At 72.3% G+C, this 20,445-nt stretch carries 19 protein-coding genes; 14 read left to right on the forward strand and 5 right to left on the reverse strand.

Features of this window, described 5'->3' with window-relative positions:
• Positions 1 to 139 precede the first annotated feature (139 nt).
• Together ACFWYM_RS07045 and ACFWYM_RS07050 are read left to right on the forward strand one after the other, a co-directional pair.
• Entirely contained in the window at positions 140 to 706 is a 567-nt protein-coding gene (locus tag ACFWYM_RS07045) for a hypothetical protein (protein ID WP_384831175.1), read from the forward strand.
• Positions 707 to 843: 137 nt separating this feature from the next.
• Positions 844 to 1,551 carry a class F sortase gene (locus tag ACFWYM_RS07050; protein ID WP_384831177.1) on the forward strand — a complete coding sequence of 236 codons (708 nt, stop codon included), beginning with the start codon at positions 844 to 846 and terminating at the stop codon, positions 1,549 to 1,551.
• Between the two features lie 25 nt (positions 1,552 to 1,576).
• Here ACFWYM_RS07050 and ACFWYM_RS07055 read toward each other — a convergent pair whose 3' ends face one another.
• From ACFWYM_RS07055 to ACFWYM_RS07065, 3 genes are all read right to left on the reverse strand, one after another.
• On the reverse strand, positions 1,577 to 2,359 hold the full coding sequence (locus ACFWYM_RS07055; RefSeq protein ID WP_384831179.1) for a sulfite exporter TauE/SafE family protein: 783 nt from the start codon (positions 2,357 to 2,359) through the stop codon (positions 1,577 to 1,579).
• 70 nt (positions 2,360 to 2,429) lie between these two features.
• Positions 2,430 to 2,621 carry a hypothetical protein gene (locus ACFWYM_RS07060; RefSeq protein ID WP_384831182.1) on the reverse strand — a complete coding sequence of 64 codons (192 nt, stop codon included), beginning with the start codon at positions 2,619 to 2,621 and terminating at the stop codon, positions 2,430 to 2,432.
• A gap of 105 nt (positions 2,622 to 2,726) precedes the next feature.
• Complete coding sequence (locus ACFWYM_RS07065) at positions 2,727 to 4,214, reverse strand: ferric reductase-like transmembrane domain-containing protein (protein WP_384831185.1); 1,488 nt, start codon at positions 4,212 to 4,214, stop codon at positions 2,727 to 2,729.
• A 216-nt stretch (positions 4,215 to 4,430) separates the two neighbouring features.
• On the opposite strand from ACFWYM_RS07065, the gene ACFWYM_RS07070 reads away from it, so the two are divergent.
• From ACFWYM_RS07070 to ACFWYM_RS07095, 6 genes are all read left to right on the forward strand, one after another.
• Complete coding sequence (locus ACFWYM_RS07070; protein ID WP_384831188.1) at positions 4,431 to 5,687, forward strand: NAD(P)/FAD-dependent oxidoreductase; 1,257 nt, start codon at positions 4,431 to 4,433, stop codon at positions 5,685 to 5,687.
• A gap of 1 nt (position 5,688) precedes the next feature.
• Positions 5,689 to 8,292, forward strand: a complete 2,604-nt coding sequence (gene nirB / locus ACFWYM_RS07075) for a nitrite reductase large subunit NirB (RefSeq protein ID WP_384831190.1) — start codon at positions 5,689 to 5,691, stop codon at positions 8,290 to 8,292.
• Entirely contained in the window at positions 8,289 to 8,639 is a 351-nt protein-coding gene (nirD, locus tag ACFWYM_RS07080) for a nitrite reductase small subunit NirD (RefSeq protein WP_384831193.1), read from the forward strand. The genes nirB and nirD overlap by 4 nt, the downstream gene beginning before the upstream one ends.
• 55 nt (positions 8,640 to 8,694) lie before the next feature.
• Complete coding sequence (locus ACFWYM_RS07085) at positions 8,695 to 9,279, forward strand: TetR/AcrR family transcriptional regulator (RefSeq protein ID WP_384831195.1); 585 nt, start codon at positions 8,695 to 8,697, stop codon at positions 9,277 to 9,279.
• 109 nt (positions 9,280 to 9,388) lie between these two features.
• Positions 9,389 to 10,171 carry an SDR family NAD(P)-dependent oxidoreductase gene (locus tag ACFWYM_RS07090; RefSeq protein WP_384831198.1) on the forward strand — a complete coding sequence of 261 codons (783 nt, stop codon included), beginning with the start codon at positions 9,389 to 9,391 and terminating at the stop codon, positions 10,169 to 10,171.
• A gap of 118 nt (positions 10,172 to 10,289) precedes the next feature.
• Positions 10,290 to 11,237, forward strand: coding sequence for an oxidoreductase (locus ACFWYM_RS07095; protein WP_384831202.1), 948 nt, complete (start codon positions 10,290 to 10,292; stop codon positions 11,235 to 11,237).
• Between the two features lie 59 nt (positions 11,238 to 11,296).
• On the opposite strand, the gene ACFWYM_RS07100 is transcribed toward ACFWYM_RS07095, so the two are convergent.
• Complete coding sequence (locus tag ACFWYM_RS07100) at positions 11,297 to 11,995, reverse strand: hypothetical protein (protein ID WP_384831205.1); 699 nt, start codon at positions 11,993 to 11,995, stop codon at positions 11,297 to 11,299.
• A gap of 252 nt (positions 11,996 to 12,247) precedes the next feature.
• Between ACFWYM_RS07100 and ACFWYM_RS07105 the strand changes: the two genes are divergently transcribed.
• The 4 genes from ACFWYM_RS07105 to ACFWYM_RS07120 all read left to right on the forward strand — a co-directional run bounded on the left by ACFWYM_RS07105 (position 12,248) and on the right by ACFWYM_RS07120 (position 17,268).
• On the forward strand, positions 12,248 to 14,116 hold the full coding sequence (locus tag ACFWYM_RS07105; RefSeq protein ID WP_384831208.1) for an APC family permease: 1,869 nt from the start codon (positions 12,248 to 12,250) through the stop codon (positions 14,114 to 14,116).
• Positions 14,117 to 14,215: 99 nt separating this feature from the next.
• A complete protein-coding gene (locus ACFWYM_RS07110; RefSeq protein WP_384831211.1) occupies positions 14,216 to 15,475 on the forward strand; it encodes an ABC transporter substrate-binding protein in 1,260 nt (419 codons plus the stop codon).
• A gap of 5 nt (positions 15,476 to 15,480) precedes the next feature.
• Positions 15,481 to 16,428: a carbohydrate ABC transporter permease gene (locus ACFWYM_RS07115; protein WP_384831495.1), complete on the forward strand. Its 948-nt coding sequence runs from the start codon at positions 15,481 to 15,483 to the stop codon at positions 16,426 to 16,428.
• A 3-nt stretch (positions 16,429 to 16,431) separates the two neighbouring features.
• A complete protein-coding gene (locus ACFWYM_RS07120) occupies positions 16,432 to 17,268 on the forward strand; it encodes a carbohydrate ABC transporter permease (protein ID WP_384831214.1) in 837 nt (278 codons plus the stop codon).
• Between the two features lie 12 nt (positions 17,269 to 17,280).
• On the opposite strand, the gene ACFWYM_RS07125 is transcribed toward ACFWYM_RS07120, so the two are convergent.
• On the reverse strand, positions 17,281 to 18,882 hold the full coding sequence (locus tag ACFWYM_RS07125) for a family 20 glycosylhydrolase (RefSeq protein WP_384831217.1): 1,602 nt from the start codon (positions 18,880 to 18,882) through the stop codon (positions 17,281 to 17,283).
• A 275-nt stretch (positions 18,883 to 19,157) separates the two neighbouring features.
• Between ACFWYM_RS07125 and ACFWYM_RS07130 the strand changes: the two genes are divergently transcribed.
• On the forward strand, positions 19,158 to 19,895 hold the full coding sequence (locus tag ACFWYM_RS07130; protein WP_384831221.1) for a GntR family transcriptional regulator: 738 nt from the start codon (positions 19,158 to 19,160) through the stop codon (positions 19,893 to 19,895).
• A 312-nt stretch (positions 19,896 to 20,207) separates the two neighbouring features.
• Complete coding sequence (locus ACFWYM_RS07135; protein WP_384831224.1) at positions 20,208 to 20,378, forward strand: hypothetical protein; 171 nt, start codon at positions 20,208 to 20,210, stop codon at positions 20,376 to 20,378.
• Positions 20,379 to 20,445: the final 67 nt, after the last annotated feature.

Here is a 20,445-nt window from a genome sequence, read left to right on the forward strand (position 1 = left end):
GCGTCAGGCGAGCGCCCGTATCCGAGTTTCTGATGGCCCATCAGGAGGCGTGGGCCGCCGACTGCCACTTACCTCGGTAGGGCCGGGGTGCGGGCCGCACCCCGCGCCCCCTGGTCGGGTCTCTCGGAGGAGCAAGCCCATGACGCGCAAAGGCCGCCGCCCGCTCACCACCGCCGTGCTCACCGCCGCGGCCGCGGGTCTCTTCGCCGCTCCCGCGTACGCGGCGGGTCCGGGCGGCGGCACCGGCGCGGGCGGGCTCGAGGTCTATCCGGCGACGGTCACGCCGGGCACGACGGTCACCGTGAACACCACCGCCTGCGGCTCGGGCGGCACCGCGACGGGCGACGCGAGCGCGGTCGGCGCGGGCACCTTCACGCTGGCGCCCAGCACGCACGAAGAGGACGCGATCGGGCAGTTCAAGGTGCCGCCGTCGGCGCAGCCCGGCACCTACGAGATCGTCGCGAAGTGCGCGGGCTCCGGCGCGGGCGGCAAGCAGGTGGCGGGCGATCTGATGGTCACGGTCACCTCCACGGCCAGCGCCCGCGAGCAGTCCCCCGTCCCCCCGAAGGGACACGTCAAGACGGGGGTCGGCGGCGCACTCGGCCCCGACCCCGTGCAGACCGCGGCGGGCGTGGCGGCACTGGCCGTCGCCGCCGCGGGCGGTACCTGGCTCCTGCACCGCCGGGCGAGAGGCGACAGGATCTGACGGACACCCTCCGCTGTCCACCGGTACCGCCGTCCCCCTCCGGGCCCTTCCCCAAGCTCTCAACTTCGTTCGAGCAGGGGATACCCCATCCACACGGGCCCGGAGGGGGCCTCCCCGACCCGGAAGGGGACGAACTCATGCGACGTGCCCCACGGAAGCAGCGGGCCGCCCTCGGGAAGAGCCGAAAGAAGAGGGTCGCGCCCGGCAGGAAGCGGGTCAGCACCTGTGTCATAGGAGCGATCACCGTCCTCGCGCTCGGCTCCGGCGCCTGGCTCGTCGTCAGCGGCCAGGAGGGGCACCCGCCCCCGCAGCCCTCCGCGGCCCAGGCCGCGCAGGCCCATCAGGGGCGCGACGGCCACGACTCCCCCGCCGCCTCGCTCCAGCCGCTCCCCCCGTCGCCGCCCGACCGCATCCGCATCCCTGCCATCCAGGTCGACGCGCCCCTGATGGGCCTCGGCCTCACCCGCCAGGGCAGCCTCGACGTGCCGCCCGCGGCGAAGAAGAACCTCGCCGGGTGGTACGAGGCGGGCACCACGCCCGGCGAGAAGGGCACCGCGATCGTCGCCGGGCACGTCGACAACGCGCGGGGGCCCGCCGTCTTCTACGAGCTGGGCGGCCTGACGCGGGGCCGCACGGTGGAGGTCGACCGGCGGGACGGCACGGTGGCCGTGTTCACGGTGGACGCGGTCGAGGTGTACGACGCCAAGGACTTCCCCGACGACAAGGTCTACGGACCGGCGCGCCGCCCCGAGCTGCGGGTCATCACCTGCGGCGGGGCCTACTCGAAGCAGACCGGCTACCAGGGCAACGTGGTGGTGTTCGCACACCTCACGGGCAGCCGTTAGCACCCCACGGGCGGCCGTTGGCGTCTCACGCCACCCACTGCTCGTACGCCATCTTGATCACCAGGCCGACCACCGTCGTCAGGAGCACGACCCGGACGAAGCCGCTGCCCTTCTTCAGGGCGGTGCGCGCGCCGAGGGTGCCGCCCGCGAGGTTGAAGACGGCCATCAGACCGGCCAGTTGCCACAGGATCGCGCCCTGCCAGGCGAAGGTCGCGAGGGCGCCCGCGTTGGTGCAGCAGTTGACGATCTTGGCGGTGGCGGAGGCGGAGACCAGGTCGAGGTGGAGCACGGCGGTCAGGGCGAGCACGAGGAAGGTGCCGGTGCCGGGGCCGATGAGCCCGTCGTAGAAGCCGATGCCGAGGCCCGCGATGCCGATCGCGGCGAGGATGCGCCGGGGCGAGGCGGGTCCGGTCGCGGGCGCGGTCCCGAAGGCGGGCTTCAGGATCACGAAGGCCCCGACCGCGACGAGCACGACCATGATCACGGGCTTCAGCACGTCGGTGCTCATGCCCGCCGCGAAGAAGGCGCCGCCCATCGAGCCGAGGAGCGCGGCGAGCCCGATGCGCACGGCGGTGCGGACGTCGACGGGGGTTTTCCGTACGTACGTGACCGCGGCCCCCGTCGTCCCGACGATCGCCACCGCCTTGTTGGTGCCGAGGGCGTGCGCGGCCGGGGTGGAGCCCGGCAGGCCGAGCAGCAGGGCGGGGAGGAGCAGCAGTCCGCCGCCGCCGACCACGGCGTCGATCCAGCCTGCCGCGAGGGCGGCGAGGCAGAGGACGACCACCGTGGTCAGAGATATGTCGGGCATGATCGCGACCCTATGGACGCGATAGGTGGGACGTCCATGGAAATAGAGAGAGTTGAGCGGCTTCTGAGGTTCAGGGCGCCGCCTGGGGTTCGGGGGTCGTGACCGGGGTGCGGTCGGGGGCGGGGGGTGCCGTCGGGTCGACCGTCAGGGCGAGGGCCGTCGCGACGAGCGCGCTGGCCCCGGCCAGGCCCGCGGCGAGGCGGCGGCGGGCCTGGAGGGTGGGGCCGTGGCCGGGGGTGGCGGGTTTGCGGTGGCGTCCCATGGTGATGGTCGGTTCTCTCCGTGGCGGTCTTCGTGGCTCACTTCGTGACTCAAGGGCTCTGCGGCTCAAGGGCTCAGGGGCTCAGGGGCTCAGCCGCTCAGGGGCTCAGAACGTGAAGCACTCCGCGTGGATGCGCTCCTCGGGGACCCCGGCCCGCACCAGCGCCGCCGTCGCCGCCGCCGTCATGCCGGGCGGCCCGCACAGATACACGTCGTGCTCGGCGAGGCCGGGCACGAGGTTGCGCAGGGCCTGCGGGGCGAGCGGGTCGAAGGAGGCGTCGGAGCGGCCGAGGAGGTAGTGGAGCGCCGCCTGCCGCCCGCGCGCGATCTCCTCCAGCTCCTCCTTCAGTACGAGCTGCTCGGCGCTGCCCGCCCGGTAGAGCAGGGTGATGTCGCCGGGGCCGCCCGGCAGCGTCTCGAAGAGGGCCCGCAGGGGCGTGATGCCGACGCCGCCCGCGAGGAGCAGCACCTTGCGCCGGGTGCGGCGGTGCGCGGTCAGGGCGCCGAAGGGGCCGGTGGCGAGAACCCGGGTGCCGGGCTTGAGGCGCCGCATGCGGCGGGTGTGGTCGCCGAGGGCCTTGACGGTGATGCGCAGGGTGTCGCCGCGCACGGGCGCGGAGAGCGAGAAGGGCAGCGCCGTGTGCCAGAGCCTGCGCTGCAGGAACCGCCAGCGGAAGAACTGCCCGGGCTCCGCGCGCAGTTCGTCGAGGCCGATGCCCTGCATGACGACGGAGACGACACCGGGCCCCTCCACCCGCACGTCGAGGACGCGCAGGCTGTGCCGCAGGGCCTGGCGCACGGGCACGACGAGCCGGTACCAGACGAGCAGCACGGCGACGGTCGCGTGCAGCATGGCCCACAGCCACACGGTCAGGGCGCTGCCCGCGACGTCGGGGCCCACGACCTGGTGCGCGAAGGCGAGCCCGGCGCCGAGGTAGGTGAGCAGGTGCAGGGCGCGCCAGGTCTCGTGCGGGATGCGGCGGCGGGCGGCACGGGCGCTGCTCACGCCGACGGCGACCAGCAGCGCGGTCCCGGCACCGGCCGCGGCGAGCCCCGGGTAACCGAGCAGGTCGAGCCCGGCGGAGAGCAGGTCGGTGCCGGTGTGCGCGGCGTAGCCGCAGAGGGCGAGCAGGGCGTGGGCCGCGCAGAGCGAGAGCACGTAGCGGCCGCCGAGGGCGTGGCGGCGGGCGAGCCGGTCGGCGCCGACGCCGTGTTCGAGGGCGGGGACGCGGGCCATGAGGAAGAGCATGACGAGGATGCCGTAGCCGGCGAGGAGGCCGGTGAGGTGAGCGGCGATCGCGCAGAGCGCGTCGAGGCGGGCCGAGGGCTCGACTTGTACGGCCCAGAGGGCCGTCACGAGGACGGCTCCGCCGAGGATTCCGGTACGGAGGTGGGCGGGCGATATCCGGATCGGCTGCACCTCTTGCGTGCGTGCCCTGGGCCTGGGGCGCCGTCCCTTTGCGGCACGGCTGCCCGCAGCGGGAACGGCCCCGGCGCCGTCGCCCGCAGCCGAGCCACCTTGCCGGCTCAGGTACGCGCTCAGCGCGGGGTACGCGTCTGTCTGGGGCTCGGCCTCGATCGTCACGACCGGCACGCTAAAGCCTTCGTAAGGCTGAAAGGGGCTGGTCAGGCCCCCGGGGCGGATCCTTAAGGTCCCCTTGAGGAACGGCTCAACGGACCTTAAGCAAGGCAGCCCGGCGGGCGCCGAAAGATCCCTCACACCCGCCCCCTCGCGGTGCTGAGCTACGCGTTCCCCCCGGGAAACAGAAGGGATCCCGACGGGTAACACCCGCCCCGCACGCTGCGGTTCATGACCTCGAAACAGCGCGTGGCGGTGATCGGCGCCGGACTCGCGGGCGTCCGGCTCACGCAGCGGCTCGCGGACGCCGGACACGATCCCGTGCTCATCGGCGACGAGCCGCACGCCCCGTACAACCGCGTGCTGCTCGCCGAGGTGCTCGCGGGCCGCTACGGACCCGAGCTGCTCGCCCTGCCCACGCCCCGTGCCGAGCACCTGCGCACCCGCGTGGTCCGCGTCGACCGGGCCGAGCGGGTGCTGCAGTGCGAGGACGGGGGCGTCGTCCCGTACGACACGCTCGTCCTGGCCACCGGCTCCAACCCGGTGCTGCCGCCGCTGCGCGGCCTCTTCGCGCCCGGCGCCCGTGAGCTGCCCGGCGGCGTGCACCCCTTCCGTACGCTCGACGACTGTCTGGCCCTCGCGGACGCCGTGCGCCGCCCCGGGGTGCGGGCGGTCGTCATCGGGGGCGGGCTGCTCGGCGTCTCCGCGGCGCGTGCGCTCGCCTCGCGGGGTGCGCAGGTCGTCCTGACGCAGCAGGGCGACCGGCTCATGGAGCGCCAACTCGACCCTGCCGCATCGGAGTTGGTGCGGCAGTACCTGGCCGGGCTCGGCGTCGAGGTGCACACCGAGTGCCGGGTGCGCGGCGTGCGCGTCGAGGACGGGGCGGTGCGCCGCGTGGAGCTCGCCGACGGCTATCTGCTGGACGCCGACGTGGCGGTGCTCGCCTGTGGGGTACGTCCCCGGGTCGGCCTCGCGCAGGCGGCGGGCCTTCAGGTGCGCCGGGGCATCGTGGTGGACGACCGGCTGCGCACCAGCGACCCGCACATCCGGGCCATCGGCGACTGCGCCGAGCACGCGGGCCAGGTGCACTGTCTGGCCGCGCCCGCCCTGGAGCAGGCCGAGGCCCTCGCCGCCCAGCTGACCGCGCCGGACGACGCGGCCGCACCGCCCGCGTACCCCGGCACCCGCTCCCTCACCCGGCTGACCCTGCACACCGCGGCGCCCGAGGCGGCGCCCCTGGAGCTCGCGGCGTTCGGGGACCCCGAGCCGCGCCCCGACGACGACGTGATCCAGCTCGCGGACGCCACCCGCGGGACCTACCGGAAGGTCGTCGTGCGCGGCGACCGGCTCGTGGGCGGGGTGCTGTTCGGCGAGCTGTCCGCCGTCGGCTCGCTCGCCCGCGCCTGGGAGGACGACGACCCGCTGCCCGCCGAGGACGCCGGTGCCAGCCCCCTGCTCCACCTGCTCACCAACGACGGAGGCCGCTGACATGCCGACACCCGCTGACATGCCGGAGACCGCGGACATGCCGAAGACCGCAGACCACCGCCCCACGCTCGTCCTCGTCGGCCACGGCATGGTCGGACAGCGCTTCCTGGAGGCCGCCGCCGAGCGCGGCGTCACGGCCACGCACCGCGTCGTGGTGCTCTGCGAGGAGCCGCGCCCCGCCTATGACCGGGTGCACCTCACCTCGTACTTCTCGGGCACGAGCCCCGACGAACTCTCGCTCGTCGAGCCGGAGTTCATGGCCAGGCACGGCATCGAGCTGCGCCTCGGCGACCCGGCCGAGCACATCGACCGGTGCGCGCGGACCGTGCTCGCGCGGTCCGGGGAGACCTTCGCGTACGACACGCTGGTGCTCGCCACCGGGTCGTACCCGTTCGTGCCGCCGGTGCCCGGCAAGGACACCACGGGCTGCTTCGTGTACCGCACCATCGAGGACCTGCTCGCCATCGAGGAGTACGCGAAGGAGCACGCCACGACCGGCGCCGTGGTGGGCGGCGGGCTGCTCGGCCTGGAGGCGGCGGGCGCGCTGCGCGGGCTCGGACTCGCCACGCACATCGTGGAGTTCGCGCCCCGGCTGATGCCGCTCCAGGTCGACGAGGGCGGCGGCGCCGCACTCCTGCGCACCATCGAGGGCATGGGCCTGGACGTGCACACGGGCGTGGGCACCCAGGAGATCGTCGCCGGTGCGGACGGCTCGGTGACCGCGATGAAGCTGTCCGACGGCTCCGAACTCCCCGCGGATCTCGTGGTGTTCTCGGCCGGGGTGCGCCCCCGCGACCAGCTGGCGCGCGAGGCGGGCCTCGCGGTCGGCGAGCGCGGCGGCATCACCGTCGACGAGCGGTGCCGCACCAGCGACCCGGACGTGTTCGCGATCGGCGAGTGCGCGCAGGCGGCCGACGGCCGGGTGTACGGGCTTGTCGCGCCCGGGTACGAGATGGCCGAGACGGCGGCGGCCGCCATCGCGTCCCCCGACGGGGCGGGCCAATCGGCCTTCACCGGGGCCGACTTGTCGACCAAGCTGAAGCTGCTCGGCGTGGACGTCGCCTCGTTCGGTGACGCGCACGGCGCCACCGACGGCTGCCTCGACGTCGTCTACGCGGACTCCCGCTCGGGCACGTACAAGAAGCTCGTCATCGGCCGGGAAGGCGAGCTGCTCGGCGGCGTCCTGGTGGGCGACGCGGAGGCGTACGGGACGCTGCGCGCCCTGACGGGTTCGGTGCCGCCGGTCGCGCCCGAGCAGCTGGTCCTTCCGGCCGGGGCGGGCACGGGCGCGGCGCTCGGCCCGGAGGCGCTGCCCGACGACGCGGTGGTCTGCAACTGCCACAACGTCACCAAGGCCGCCATCCAGTCCTGCGCCACGCTCCCCGAGGTGAAGAAGTGCACCAAGGCCGGTACGGGCTGCGGCAGTTGTGTGCGCCTCATCGGCCAGCTCCTGCCGCAGAGCGGCGACACGGGCCTGTGCGGCTGCTTCGGGCAGACCCGGCAGGAGCTGTACGAGATCGTGCGCACGCTGCGCCTCACCTCGTACCGCGAACTCCTGGACCGCTACGGGCGCGAGGAGGCGCGCGGCGGCGACGGCTGTGAGGTGTGCAAGCCCACGGTCGGCTCGATCATCGCCTCGCTGGCCCCGACGATCGGCGCCGACGGCTATGTCCTCGCGGGCGAGCAGGCCGCACTCCAGGACACCAACGACCACTTCCTCGCCAACCTCCAGAAGAACGGCTCCTATTCGGTGGTGCCGCGCATCCCCGGCGGTGAGATCACCCCGGAGAAGCTCATCGTGATCGGCGAGGTGGCGCGGGACTTCGGGCTCTACACGAAGATCACGGGTGGCCAGCGCATCGACCTGTTCGGCGCGCGGGTCGAGCAACTGCCCGCGATCTGGGCGCGGTTGGTGGACGCGGGCTTCGAGTCCGGGCACGCGTACGGCAAGGCGCTGCGCACCGTGAAGTCCTGCGTGGGCCGGACCTGGTGCCGCTACGGCGTGCAGGACAGCGTCCGCATGGCCATCGACCTGGAGCTGCGCTACCGGGGCCTCAGGTCCCCGCACAAGCTGAAGTCGGCGGTGTCGGGGTGCGCCCGCGAGTGCGCGGAGGCCCAGTCCAAGGACTTCGGCGTGATCGCCACCTCGAACGGCTGGAACCTGTACGTCGGCGGCAACGGCGGCGCGACCCCGCGCCACGCGGACCTGCTGGCCCAGGACCTGTCGGACGCCGAACTGGTGCGCCTCATCGACCGGTTCCTGATGTTCTACATCCGCACCGCCGACCGCCTGGAGCGCACCTCGACCTGGCTGGAGCGGATCGAGGGCGGCCTGGACCATGTGCGCGACGTGGTGGTGCACGACTCGCTCGGGCTCTGCGCCGAGCTGGAGGCCCTGATGGCCGACCACGTCGCGCACTACCGCGACGAGTGGGCCGAGACCCTCGACGACCCGGAGCGCCTCGCGCGCTTCGTCTCCTTCGTCAACGCGCCCGGGGTGCCGGACCCGACGGTCCAGTTCGTCCCGGAGCGCGAGCAGATCAAGCCGGACCTGCCGCTGCTCAGCATCGGCCGGCGCACCCTGGAAGGAACCGTGGCCCGATGACTTTCGCACCTGAGAGGACCGACCTCTCGGTCCAACTCCTGCTGGCCGACGACTGGTTCACCGCCTGTGACCTCGCCCTGCTCACTCCCGGGCGCGGCGTCGCGGTGCTGCTGCCGGACGGCGCGCAGGCCGCGGTGTTCATGGACCGCACGGGCCAGACGTACGCGCTCGACAACCGTGACCCCTTCACGGGCGCGGCGGTGCTCTCCCGGGGCCTGCTCGGCTCGGCGGACGGCCGCGCCTTCGTCGCCTCCCCGCTGCTCAAGCAGCGCTTCGACCTGGAGACGGGGCGCTGTCTGGACGACGACGAGGTGTCGGTGGCGGTGTACTCGATCCGGGTCTCCTGACTCCGCCCTCCAGCTTTCTTGACCGATCGTTCTCAAAGGCCGTAGAGTCATCTCCGTGGCCAGGACCAAGGAATTCGATCCCGACGCCGCGCTCCAGTCGGCCCTAGAGCTGTTCTGGCGGCGCGGCTACGAGGCGACGTCGATGGCGGACCTCGTCGAGCACCTCGGCGTGGGGCGCGCCAGCATCTACGCGACGTTCGGCAACAAGCACGAGCTGTACCTCAAGGCCCTGGAGCGGTACGGCGAGGCACAGGGCCCCCGGCTCCTGAACGAGCTGTCGCAGCCGGGGCCCGCACTGCCCGCGGTGCGCGCGGTGGTGCGGCGCTTCGCGAACGAGGCGACCACCGAGGACGGCCGCCTGGTCGGCTGTTTCATCACCAACACGGCCACCGAGCTGGCCCCGCACGACCCGGCGGCGGCCCGCACCGTCGAGCGCAGCTGGGAGCACCTGGAGACACTGCTGCACTCCGCGCTCGTCCGCGCCCAGGCACAGGGCGAACTCCCGGCGGACCGGGACGCGCTGGGCCTCGCCCGGACGCTGCTCGTGCTGATGCAGGGGATCCGCGTGGTCGGCAAGGCGTCGCCGGACCCGGCCCGGGTGCGGGCGGCGACGGAGCAGGCGCTGACCCTGCTCGACTGAAACGCCCGCCGGCACTCCCGCGCACACACCCGCCGAACTTCCACGTACACCCCTGGCCCCTTCCTCATGCCCTCATACTGAACCGATCGTTCAAGAAATGAGCACTGTGATGACGACTCAGACCGCCACCCCCCGCACCCGCTTCTCCGGCCGCACCGCCCTCGTCACCGGCGCCGGTTCCGGACTCGGCCGCGCCATCGCGCTCGCCTTCGCCGCCGAGGGCGCGAACGTCGTGCTCGCCGGGCGCACCGAGGCCACCCTGAAGGAGACCGCCGAGCTCGTCGACGGTCCGGGCGAGGTCCTCGTCGTGCCCGCCGACGTGACCAGCTCCGCCGACCTGGCCGCCCTCATCGCCGCCGCCGTCGAGCGCTTCGGCTCCCTGGACGTGGCCGTCAACAACGCGGGGATCCTGCGCGCCGGGCAGCCCGCCGCCGACCTCCCCGAGGAGGACTGGCGCACGATGCTCGACATCAACGTCACCGGCGTGCTGCTCGCCCTGCAGGCCGAGGTGCGGCAGATGCGCACGCAGCCGGGCGGCGGCGCCATCGTCAACATCGGCTCCACGCTGGGCGCCCACACCAGCAAGCCGGGCACGAGCGCGTACGGCGCCACCAAGGCCGCCGTCTCGGCGCTGAGCCGCGCGGCCGCCGTCGAGCACATCCGCGACGGCGTGCGCATCAACACGGTCAGCCCCGGCTCCTCGGACACCTCCATGTCCTTCCAGCCGGGCGAGACCGAGGCCGGCCGCGCGGCACGCATCAAGGAGACCAACCCGCTCGGCCGGGTCGCCAAGACCGAGGAGGTCGCGGCGGCGGTCCTGTACCTGGCGGCGGAGGAGTCCGGCGCCGTGGTCGGCATGGACCTGGTGATCGACGGCGGCTCGCACGCCTGAGCCGCGCGGAACCCCGCGTTCCGGGGGGGGAGCGTCAGGGCGGCTGTCCGTCCGGCCGTCCTGACGTAGGCTCTCCACCGCACTTACTCATCGGTAAGAAGCGTGGAGGGATCCCCCAATGACGGGCTGGAACGCGAGCGACATCCCCGACCAGGGCGGCCGCACCGCCGTCGTCACCGGCGCCAACAGCGGTCTCGGCTATGTGACGGCACGCGAGCTGGCCCGGCGCGGCGCCCACGTGGTGCTCGCCTGCCGCTCCCGGGCCCGCGGCAACCACGCCCTCGACCGGCTGCGCGCCGAAGTCCCCGCCGCCGAGGCCGAGTTCCGGCCCCTCGACCTGGGGGACCTGTCCTCCGTACGGGAGTTCGCGGCGACCTTCGGCGAGCGGGCCGAGAAGCCCGAGGAGCGGCTCGACCTGCTCGTCAACAACGCGGGCGTGATGGCCCTGCCGTACGGCCGCACCGCGGACGGCTTCGAGACCCAGTTCGGCGTGAACCACCTCGGCCACTTCGCCCTGACCGGGCTGCTGCTCCCCCTGCTCCTGCGCACCGCGCACGCCCGCGTGGTGAGCGTCTCCAGCGGACTGCACGCTCTCGCCGACATCGACCCGCACGACCTCAACAGCGAGCGCCGCTACCGGCGTTGGGTCGCCTACGGCCGCTCCAAGACGGCGAACCTGCTGTTCGTCCACGAGCTGGCCCGGCGCCTCGCCGCGACCGGCTCCGACGTGGTGGCGGCCGCGGCCCACCCCGGCTACGCCGCCACCAACCTCCAGACGGCGGGCCCGCGCCTGGAGGGGCGCCGGGCGGCGGAGCGCGTCGTGGAGCTCGGCAACCGGATCATCGCCCAGCCCGCAGAGACGGGCGCGCTGCCCCTGCTGTACGCGGCCACGGCGCCCGGCGTCCGCCCCGACTCCTTCACGGGTCCCCGCGTCGCGGGCCTGCGCGGCGCCCCGGCCCCCTCGTGGCGGGCCCGGCGCACCCGTGACGACGCGCGGGCCCGGCGGCTGTGGGAGGAGTCGGAGCGGCTGACCGGGGTGACGTACGAGGAGCTGAAGTCCTTGTGAGCGGGCGGGCCGGGAACCCGTAACTCCTGTGCGTTGGCGGGCAGTTCGGCCGCGCGCCCTCAGCTGTCGCGGGCGCTCTCCCCCGTGAGCCCCGGGGTGAGCCCCGACGCCTCGAAGACCGCCCGTGCCGCCTCCGCGTCGGCGCGGTCCGTGAAGCGGTGCAGGACGGTGACTCCGGTGCGCAGCAGCCCGCGCGCCTGGGCGTCCCGGGCGCCGCGGTCCAGTCGGTGCAGGAGCAGCGGGTTGTCGGTGAGGACCTTCGGGTCGAGCTCCACGCGGTTGCCGAGGGAGTCGCGCAGGACGAGCCGGGCCGCGACGCCGCCGTCCAGGCGGACGGCGGTCAGCAGGCCCGTGCAGACGCGGCGGGTGCGCAGCAGTCGGCGCACCGCGAGCCAGCCGGGGCCCGCGGTCACCCGCGCCGGATGGAGCACCACATAGAGGACGGCCGAGAGTCCCGCCCAGAGCGCGGCGCGGGGCCAGGTCAGGGTGGTGTTGGCGCCGTCGACGATCAGGACGAGGACGAACAGGGTGAGCGCACAGAAGACCGCGGCCCGCACTTCGCCCGCCCACGTCCGGTCACCGACGACGTCGGCCGCCGCTCCGGCGTCCGCCCCGGCGTCCGTACCGGCGTCCACTCCTGCGTCCCCTTCTGCGTCCGCACCAGCGCCCGTGCCGGGCTGTGTGCCGCCCCTGCCGCGCGCGACCCCGCGTACGGCCCCGCGTACGACGCCCCGCGCTCTCGTCCTGTGAAGTCCCATGTGCCGCACGGTAGGACGACGGCCCGTCCGCGTCAGGGCCGTTGACGCGGCACATATCCCCGGCGGCCGCTCCTTGACGGCGCTCTGACGGGCTCGTCAAAGACGCGTCAGGATGCGCACCGCAGGCGCAAAAGAGCTGACAACAGCGCACGTTCACGCCGCGCGCCCCGCTCACGCTGGCCTCACCTGCTGTCGACCCCGTGCGCCGGACGGCCGGTTCCCAACGGCGCACGGGAGCCCGAAAGGCCACCCATGACCACTGTCTCCGAGACCCCCGGCACCTCCGCGATCGAGGAACCGCCCGATACCGAGGCGGAGCGGGCCGGCGACAAGCACCGGCTGACCGCCCTCCAGGGGCTCGCCGCGCTGTCCCTGGACGCCATGGCCTCGGTCGCGTACGGACCCGAGGCCATCGTCCTCGTGCTCGCCGCGGCGGGCGGCTACGGGCTCGGCTTCACGCTCCCCGTGACGCTCGCGATCGCCGCGCTGCTCGCCGTCCTGGTGGCGTCCTACCGCCAGGTCATCGCCGCGTTCCCGGACGGCGGCGGCAGCTACGCGGCCGCGAAGACGCACCTCGGGCGGCGCGCGGGCCTGGTCGCCGCGGCCTCCCTGGTCCTCGACTACGTCCTGAACGTCGCGGTCGCCGTCACCGCCGGCGTCGCCGCCCTCACCTCCGCCTTCCCCGAGCTGTACGGCGACCGGCTGTGGATCTGCCTGGCGGTCCTGGTCCTGATCACCGCCGTGAACCTGCGCGGCATCGTCGACTCGGCGCGCGTCTTCATCGCCCCGACCGCCGTGTTCGTCCTCGCGATCCTCGCGATGGTCGCGGTCGGCCTCTTCCGCGACGGACCGGCCTCCACCGAGGCCGCCGAGGGCCATGCGTCGGTGCTCGCCTCGAACGCGACGACGGTCGGCGCGCTGCTCCTCCTCAAGGCGTTCGCGTCCGGCTGCTCCGCCCTCACCGGCGTCGAGGCGATAGCCAACGCCGTGCCGTCCTTCCGCTCCCCGCGCGTCAAGCGCGCCCAGCACGCGGAGGTCGCCCTCGGCGCGCTCCTCGGCATCATGCTGATCGGCCTGTCCGTGCTGATCTCCCGCTTCGGGCTCCAGCCCGTCGAGGGCGTCACCGTCCTCGCGCAGCTCGCGGACGCCTCGCTCGGCCACAACTGGGCTTTCTACGTCGTGCAGTTCGCGACGATGATTCTCCTCGCCCTCTCCGCGAACACCTCCTTCGGCGGCCTGCCCGTCCTGATGAGCCTGCTGGCCCGGGACAACTACCTGCCGCACGTCTTCGCCCTCAAGGCCGACCGCCAGGTGCACCGCCACGGCGTGCTCGCCCTCGCGGCGGCGGGCGCCCTGCTCCTGGTCTTCTCGGGCGGCGACACCAACACCCTGGTGCCGCTCTTCGCGATCGGCGTCTTCATCGGCTTCACGCTCTGCCAGACCGCGATGGTGCTGCACTGGCGCCGGACCAAGCAGTACGCGAAGGCGGCGCTCAACGGCTTCGGAGCGGTCCTCACGGGTGTCTCGGCCGTCGTCGTCACCGCCACCAAGTTCACCGAGGGCGCCTGGCTGATCGTGCTCGCGCTGCCCGCGATCGTCCTCTCCTTCGAGGCGGTGCATCGCGCGTACGCCCGCATCGGCGAGCGCCTCGGCCTCGGCCGCATCCCCGAACCCCCGCACCGCGACCACTCCCTGGTGATCGTCCCCGTCTCCCACCTGTCCCAGGTCACCTCCGAGGCCCTCAACGCGGCCGTCTCCCTCGGCGACGAGGTGCGCGCCGTCACCGTCACCTACGACGACCCCGACGACCGCCGCGCCACCGACGCGCTGCGCCGCGACTGGGAGCTGTGGCGCCCCGGCGTCGACCTGGTCGAACTCCCCTCGGACACCCGGACGGTGGGCCGCCCGGTCGCCGAGTACGTCCAGCGGATCTACCGCTACCACCCCGGTACGCGGGTCACGGTCCTCATCCCGGAGGCGGAGCCCGCCCACGTATGGCAGCGCCTGCTGCAGAACCAGCGGGGCTCGGTCCTGGCGCACGCGGTGCGACGGGACACGGACGCGGCGATCTGCCGTCTGCGCTTCCGTCTCACCGACGGGCCGGCCCGTCCCGAGGCGTGACACGCAGCCGCAATACCCCTGTCGTAATCCCCCTGCATGGTTGATCGTTGGGCCCGGCACACATCCGTCGGGCGATCACCACGCAGGGGGACGACCAGCATGACCATCAGCCGCAGGACACTGCTCGGCACCGGCGCCGCACTCGGCCTGCTCACCGCGTGCGGGTCCAACACCGGCCGGGACGAGGGCGGTTCGGGCGGGACGGGGCCGAAGCTCTCGCAGTGGTACCACCAGTACGGCGAGGCCGGGACCGAGGACGCGGTGAAGCGGTACGCCGCCGCGTACAAGAAGGCGGGCGTCAGCGTCCAGTGGCGGCCCGGCAACTACGACGAGCAGACCGCCGCCGCCCTCCTCACCGACTCCGGCCCCGACGTGTTCGAGGTCAACGGCCCCACCCTGGACCAGATCCAGGGCGGCCAGGTCGTCGACGTCACCGACCTGGTCGAGCCGGTGAAGGACGACTTCAACCAGGCGGCGCTCGCCCCGAAGACGTACGACGGGAAGATCTGGGCGGTCCCGCAGGTCGTCGACATGCAGCTGCTCTACTACCGCAAGAGCCTCCTGGCCGACGCGGGCGTCAAGCCGCCGCAGTCGATGGACGAACTCGTCGACGCGGCCAAGGCATTGACCACGAAGAAGACCAAAGGACTCTTCCTCGGCAATGACGGCGGCGCCGGCGCCCTCGGCATGACCCCGCTCTACGCCGCCGGGCTCTCCTCCGTCACCGAGGACGGCAAGGTCGGCTTCGACGACCCGGCCGCCGCCCGCGTCCTGGCCAGGCTGCGCCAGCTGTACGCCGACAAGTCCCTGCTCCTGGGCGCCCCCTCCGACTGGTCCGACCCGTCCGCGTTCGTGCAGGGCCTGACCGCGATGCAGTGGTCGGGCCTGTGGGCGCTGCCCGCTGTGAAGAAGGAGCTCGGCGACGACTTCGGGGTGCTCGCGCTGCCCGCGGACGGCTCCCAGGGCAAGCCCACCGTGCCCGTCGGCGCCTATGGGTCGGCGGTCAGCTCCCGCAGCAGGCACAAGGACGCGGCCAAGGACTTCGTGAAGTGGCTGTGGATCGAACGGACCGACTACCAGCGGGACTTCGCGCTCTCGTACGGATTCCACATCCCGGCCCGCATCTCCCTCGCCAAGAAGGCCGGCCAGCTCAAGGAGGGCGCGGCCGCCGACGCCGTCCGCTTCGCCACCGAGCACGGCTACGCCGAGCCCCTCCTGTGGACCCCCGCGAGCCGCACCGCCTACCAGGACGCCCTCAGCCGCATCATCAAGTCGGGCGCCAACCCGGAGAGCGAGCTGAAGAAGGTCGTCCGCACGGTGCAGAAGGAGCTGGACCGCGTCAAGAAGAAGTCGTCGTGACGGCGGTGACGAAGGCCGGCCCCGGCGGGCAAACCCCCCTCCGGAGGCGCCTGTCGGGCCCCCAGAACCGCAACCTGTGGTTCTGGGTCTTCGTCGGCCCCTTCGCGCTCGGCCTGGCCGTCTTCACGTACGTGCCGCTCGGCTGGAGCCTCTACCTCAGCTTCTTCGACGCCCACAACACCGTCTCGCCCACCGACTTCGTCGGCCTCGACAACTACACGTCGATGCTGGGCAACGACGCCTTCACGGACAGCCTGTGGACGTTCGCCGTGTTCTCCCTCTTCATCGTCCCGACGACATTCGCCCTGTCCCTCGCGCTCGCGCTCATGGTGAACAGGATCCGCCGCGCCCAAGCCTTCTTCCGCTCGGTCTTCTTCCTCCCGGCGGCGTGCAGTTACGTCGTCGCGGCGCTCATCTGGAAGATGTCCATCTTCAACGGGGTGCGGTTCGGGCTCGCCAACACCGTCCTCGGCTGGTTCGGCGCCGACCAGACGGCGTGGCTGTCGACGACGGACCCGCCCTGGTACTGGCTCGTCATCGTGACGGTGCGGCTCTGGCTGCAGGCGGGCTTCTACATGATCCTGTTCCTGGCCGGGCTGCAGCGCATCTCCCCCACCCTCTACGAGGCGGCGGCCGTCGACGGCGCCAAGCCCGGCTGGCAGGTGCTGCGCCACATCACGCTCCCCCAGCTCCGCGCGACGTCGATCGCCGTGGCGCTCCTGCTGGTCATCAACGCGTTCCAGGCGTTCGACGAGTTCTACAACCTGCTCTCGGACTCCCGCGGCTACCCGCCCTACGCCCGCCCACCCCTCGTGTACCTCTACTACACGGCGCTCGGCCAGGGCCAGAACCTGGGCGTGGGCAGCGCAGGCGCCATGATCCTGGCACTCATCATCGCGGTGGTGACGATCGGCCAGGCCCGCTGGTTCGGCCTCGGCAGAAAGGAGGACTGAGTCATGGAGAACGCCATCGTCCGGGTGGGCCGCGCCCTGCGCGTGGTCCTCCTCATCGCCCTGGCCCTGCTCTTCCTGATCCCCTTCTACCTCCTGGTCCGCAACGGCCTCGCGTCCGAGCAGGACATCACGTCCCCCGACTGGACGTTCTTCCCGTCGGAGCTGCGCTGGTCGAACATCCGTGAGCTCTTCGACGACACGACGGTCCCGATGGCCCGCGCCCTGCTCAACTCGACCGTCATCGCGGTCCTCACCACCCTCGGCACCCTCCTCCTGGCGTCCCTCGCGGGCTACGGCCTGGCCCGCATCCCCTACCGCTGGGCGAACCAGGTCTTCTACGCGATCCTCGGCACGATGATGGTCCCGGCGGCGGTGACGTTCGTGCCGACGTTCGTCCTGGTCTCCTCCCTGGGCTGGGTCTCCACGCTCCGCGGCCTGATCGTCCCGACCCTGTTCTCCGCGTTCGCGTGCTTCATCTTCCGCCAGTACTTCCTGGGCTTCCCACGGGAGTTGGAGGACGCGGCGCGCGTGGACGGGCTCGGCCCCTGGCGGACGTACTGGCGGGTGGTCGTCCCCAACTCCCGCCCCGTCTTCGCGGCGGTCGGCACGATCGTGTTCATCGGGGCCTGGAACTCCTTCCTGTGGCCCCTGGTGATCGGCCAGGACCGCGACGCGTGGACGGTCCAGGTGGCCCTGTCCTCCTTCACCACGTCCCAGGTCATCCGCCTGCACGAGCTGTTCATGGCGGCGGCGGTCTCGATCGTGCCGCTGCTGGTCGTCTTCCTGTTCTTCCAGCGGTGGATCGTGGCGGGGGTGGAGAGGTCGGGGATCGACGACTAGGGCTGCGCCCAGCTAAGGGCGGGCTCCGGGTCCGACGGAGACGCGTCGCAGGAGCGCGGTGAACTCCTCGTACCCGATGCCCTGCCCGCGCCCGCTCCACATCTTCTGGGCGAGCGTCCCGAAGGTGGGCTCGACGAGCCCGAACACGTCGTCCTCGGTATACGTGGCGTGCACCAGGTCGTTCCATACGGCGGACATGGCGCCGCGCAGGACGGGATCGAAGGGCGTGAGTGACTCGGCCCCCGGAAAGACGTGCGGCTCCCAACTCCCGTACAGATAGGGCCCGTCGAGCCCGTGCCCGTGGTAGTAGTCCGCGAACGGGACGATATAGAGATTGGCATCGTTGGTATTCACGATCTGCCGGTACCCGTCCCGCTTGGCGGCCTGGGGCCCGTACCACCCGTTGTTCCAGCTGTGCATGACGACGTCGTGGTCGTAGGCACTCGCGTCGCCGCCGGCCATCTCGGAGAGACTGCCCCAGGCGCGGGGGTTCTTGCCGAGGGTGCGCAGGTGGGCGGCCATGCCATTGAAGTAGGTCCGGTACTGCTCCTCGGGCCCGGTGTACTCGTCGGCGCCGTAGTGCACTTCGGGACTCCGGAACCACGGGGTGAACTCGTCGAACACCCCTCTCATGAATTCCATGGTCTCGGGCTTGGACAGGTCGAGGTGATCGGAGTTGGGCCCGCCGAGCCCCAGCTCGGGCCTGAAGCGCACGAAGGAGCGGGAGTGTGCGGGGGCGTCGATCTCCGGGGTGAGCTGGACGGCGTGCAGGGCGGCGAGGCCCTCGAAGGAGTCCCAGTCGGCACGGGAGTACGCCCCGTCGGGCGCGGCGAGCCCGTCCCACTCCTCCTTCTCGCTGCGCAGCCGGAAGGCGTCGTACGCCTTGCTCCAGTCCCCGTCCGGTGCCTTGATCTCGTTGTCGTTGAGGTGGAGTTGGAGATCGTTGACCTTGAACCACCCCATGACGCGGAGCATGCCGCGGATGAAGTCGGGGGTGAAGAAGCGCCGCCCGACGTCCAGCATGAACCCGCGCAACTGATAGTTGGGCCAGTCCCGGGCGGTGCCGACGGGGAGGTGAGTTCGGTTTTGCCGCTCACTGGTCAGCAGGGCCTGGAGGAGTGAACGGGTGCCGTAGTAGGCGCCGTTGTAGGCGGGCGCGGTGACGGTGACGGTGGAGCGGGTGACATCGAGGTCATACCCTTCGCGGACGTACCGCTCGCCGCCCTCGGGGTGCCGGGCGCCCGGGTCGAGGCGCAGCAGGATCTCCCCGGGGCGGGGGCGTCGTCGTCCGGCGACGAGGGGCGGGGCGAGCCGGATGCCGCTGACTTGCTCGATGTCGCGCACCAACTCCTGGGCGAGCGGGAGAAGTTGCTTGGCGTCGTGGGCGGCGACGACGACACGGGAGTCCGGCCGCAGGACGTACGCGCCCTCGCCGCCGGCCCACTCCTGGAGGGCGGGGACGACGGCGGGGCGCGGGTTGCCTCCGGCGGGGGTGACAGTGGCGGTGGCGGTGGCGGTGGCGTGAGCCATGGGCAGCGGCACGGCGACGGCGGCGCCCGCGACGGCTATCGCGGAGATGAGGCCGCGACGGGAGAGACGGGAGGGGTCAGTCATGTCAGAGGACTACACCAGTCAACTCCACCTCACGACAAGGGAATCGACAGAATCAATGCCCTTTACAGGGTTCTCGCCCCCGCCTCCGCCCCCGCACTCGCCGTGGAGCACCTCTCAGCACTCGTCACTGCCCTGGCCCCCCCCGCCCACCCGGCCTCGGCGGGGGCGAGCGAGGTCGGGCGCGGCCTGGCACAGCCGGGCTTGGTCGGACGGACAGCCCAGCCGGACAGCGATTCGTTAGGGTGGACCCACCCTAGGGAGCCGGAGGAACAGCAATGCCCGAGACGGCGCGCCAGATCGCCGACGATCTGCGGGCACGCATCAGTTCTGGCGAATTCAGGCCCGGCGCCCGGCTGCCGGGCGAGCCCACGCTGGTCCAGCAGTACGGCGTCGCCAAGATGACCGCGAGCAACGCGCTCAAGCTCCTGATCACCGAGGGTCTCGCCTACGCGCGTCCCGGCTCCGGCACCTACGTACGGGAATTCCAGCCGATCCACCGGGTGGGGAACGAGCGGCTGTCGTCGGCCCGGTGGTCGTCCGGCGAGTCGGTCTGGGCGGCAGAGACCGCCGGGCGCCCCGTCGAGGTCCGCGACATCGAGGTATCCGAGTCCCGAGCTCCACGCTGGGTGGCCCGAGGGCTGGCCCTGTCCTCGGACGCGCCGGTGATCGTGCGGAGCCGCCGGTACTTCGTGGACGGGGAGCCGGTACAGCTGGCGACGTCCTACTTCCCCGCCGACCTCGTACGCGAGACCTGCATTGCCCAGCCGGACTCGGGCCCCGGTGGCGCATACGCCCGGCTCGCGGAGGCCGGGGCGGCCCCCGTGGACTTCACCGAGGAGTTGCGCGCCCGGATGCCGAGCCCGGAAGAGGCCGAGCAGCTGGCCCTCCCCTCAGGGACACCGGTCATCGAGATCTACCGAACGGCACTGACCTCAGACCACCGCCCGGTGGAGCTGAACCGGATGCTCCTGAACGCAGGAGCGTACGTGCTGCGGTACAACTTCGGCAGCTGACCTCTTCCTACGACGTCGACGCACCAACTATCCCCCGTCAGACGTGACTTCACAGGATTCCATTGACCTCCCTAGGGATGCCCATCGAGAATCTCCCTAGGGAAGTTCTCGCCTCCCGGTATCCCCTCACGTAGGGAGAGATCCCGCATGCCAGAAACCCCACGCACCCCACCACCCAGGCGGTCGGTGCCGACTTCGAGACTCTCGGACAGCCCACGCCTGCTTCCCTGGTCAGGGCCAGAGGGTAAACCCGCCTACCTCCTGACCGACGGCTCGGGCCCGGTATCGCGACTGGCCTACACCATGGAAGCCGTGCACCTCGGCATAGGAGGCGATCTCCTGGACCACTCACAGTCCATGCTGGCGGAGCACGACCTGTCAGCTGCAGAGCTGCGGTACTTGGCCGACCGGCTGACGGAGTCGCTGCAAGAGGTGCTCCGCGTCGCAGAAAGCCGTGGTGCGCGGCTGCCTTCGGTGGAGTAGGGCACGGAGTAGCAAGCACCCCCGTCCACGTCGGGCGGGCTGGCCGAGCGACGCCGCTGGGCCAGCC

The organism is Streptomyces sp. NPDC059009, assembly GCF_042740175.1.
Lineage (GTDB): Bacteria > Actinomycetota > Actinomycetes > Streptomycetales > Streptomycetaceae > Streptomyces.

What these genes read in the sequence shown, in the direction of transcription:
- ACFWYM_RS07045 (WP_384831175.1), top strand. Translation starts at nt 140, where the DNA reads ATGACGCGCAAAGGCCGCCGCCCGCTCACCACCGCCGTGCTCACCGCC.
- ACFWYM_RS07050 (WP_384831177.1), top strand. Translation starts at nt 844, where the DNA reads ATGCGACGTGCCCCACGGAAGCAGCGGGCCGCCCTCGGGAAGAGCCGA.
- ACFWYM_RS07055 (WP_384831179.1), bottom strand. Translation starts at nt 2,359, where the DNA reads ATGCCCGACATATCTCTGACCACGGTGGTCGTCCTCTGCCTCGCCGCC.
- ACFWYM_RS07060 (WP_384831182.1), bottom strand. Translation starts at nt 2,621, where the DNA reads ATGGGACGCCACCGCAAACCCGCCACCCCCGGCCACGGCCCCACCCTC.
- ACFWYM_RS07070 (WP_384831188.1), top strand. Translation starts at nt 4,431, where the DNA reads ATGACCTCGAAACAGCGCGTGGCGGTGATCGGCGCCGGACTCGCGGGC.
- nirB (WP_384831190.1), top strand. Translation starts at nt 5,689, where the DNA reads ATGCCGACACCCGCTGACATGCCGGAGACCGCGGACATGCCGAAGACC.
- nirD (WP_384831193.1), top strand. Translation starts at nt 8,289, where the DNA reads ATGACTTTCGCACCTGAGAGGACCGACCTCTCGGTCCAACTCCTGCTG.
- ACFWYM_RS07090 (WP_384831198.1), top strand. Translation starts at nt 9,389, where the DNA reads ATGACGACTCAGACCGCCACCCCCCGCACCCGCTTCTCCGGCCGCACC.
- ACFWYM_RS07095 (WP_384831202.1), top strand. Translation starts at nt 10,290, where the DNA reads ATGACGGGCTGGAACGCGAGCGACATCCCCGACCAGGGCGGCCGCACC.
- ACFWYM_RS07100 (WP_384831205.1), bottom strand. Translation starts at nt 11,995, where the DNA reads ATGGGACTTCACAGGACGAGAGCGCGGGGCGTCGTACGCGGGGCCGTA.
- ACFWYM_RS07105 (WP_384831208.1), top strand. Translation starts at nt 12,248, where the DNA reads ATGACCACTGTCTCCGAGACCCCCGGCACCTCCGCGATCGAGGAACCG.
- ACFWYM_RS07110 (WP_384831211.1), top strand. Translation starts at nt 14,216, where the DNA reads ATGACCATCAGCCGCAGGACACTGCTCGGCACCGGCGCCGCACTCGGC.
- ACFWYM_RS07120 (WP_384831214.1), top strand. Translation starts at nt 16,432, where the DNA reads ATGGAGAACGCCATCGTCCGGGTGGGCCGCGCCCTGCGCGTGGTCCTC.
- ACFWYM_RS07125 (WP_384831217.1), bottom strand. Translation starts at nt 18,882, where the DNA reads ATGACTGACCCCTCCCGTCTCTCCCGTCGCGGCCTCATCTCCGCGATA.
- ACFWYM_RS07130 (WP_384831221.1), top strand. Translation starts at nt 19,158, where the DNA reads ATGCCCGAGACGGCGCGCCAGATCGCCGACGATCTGCGGGCACGCATC.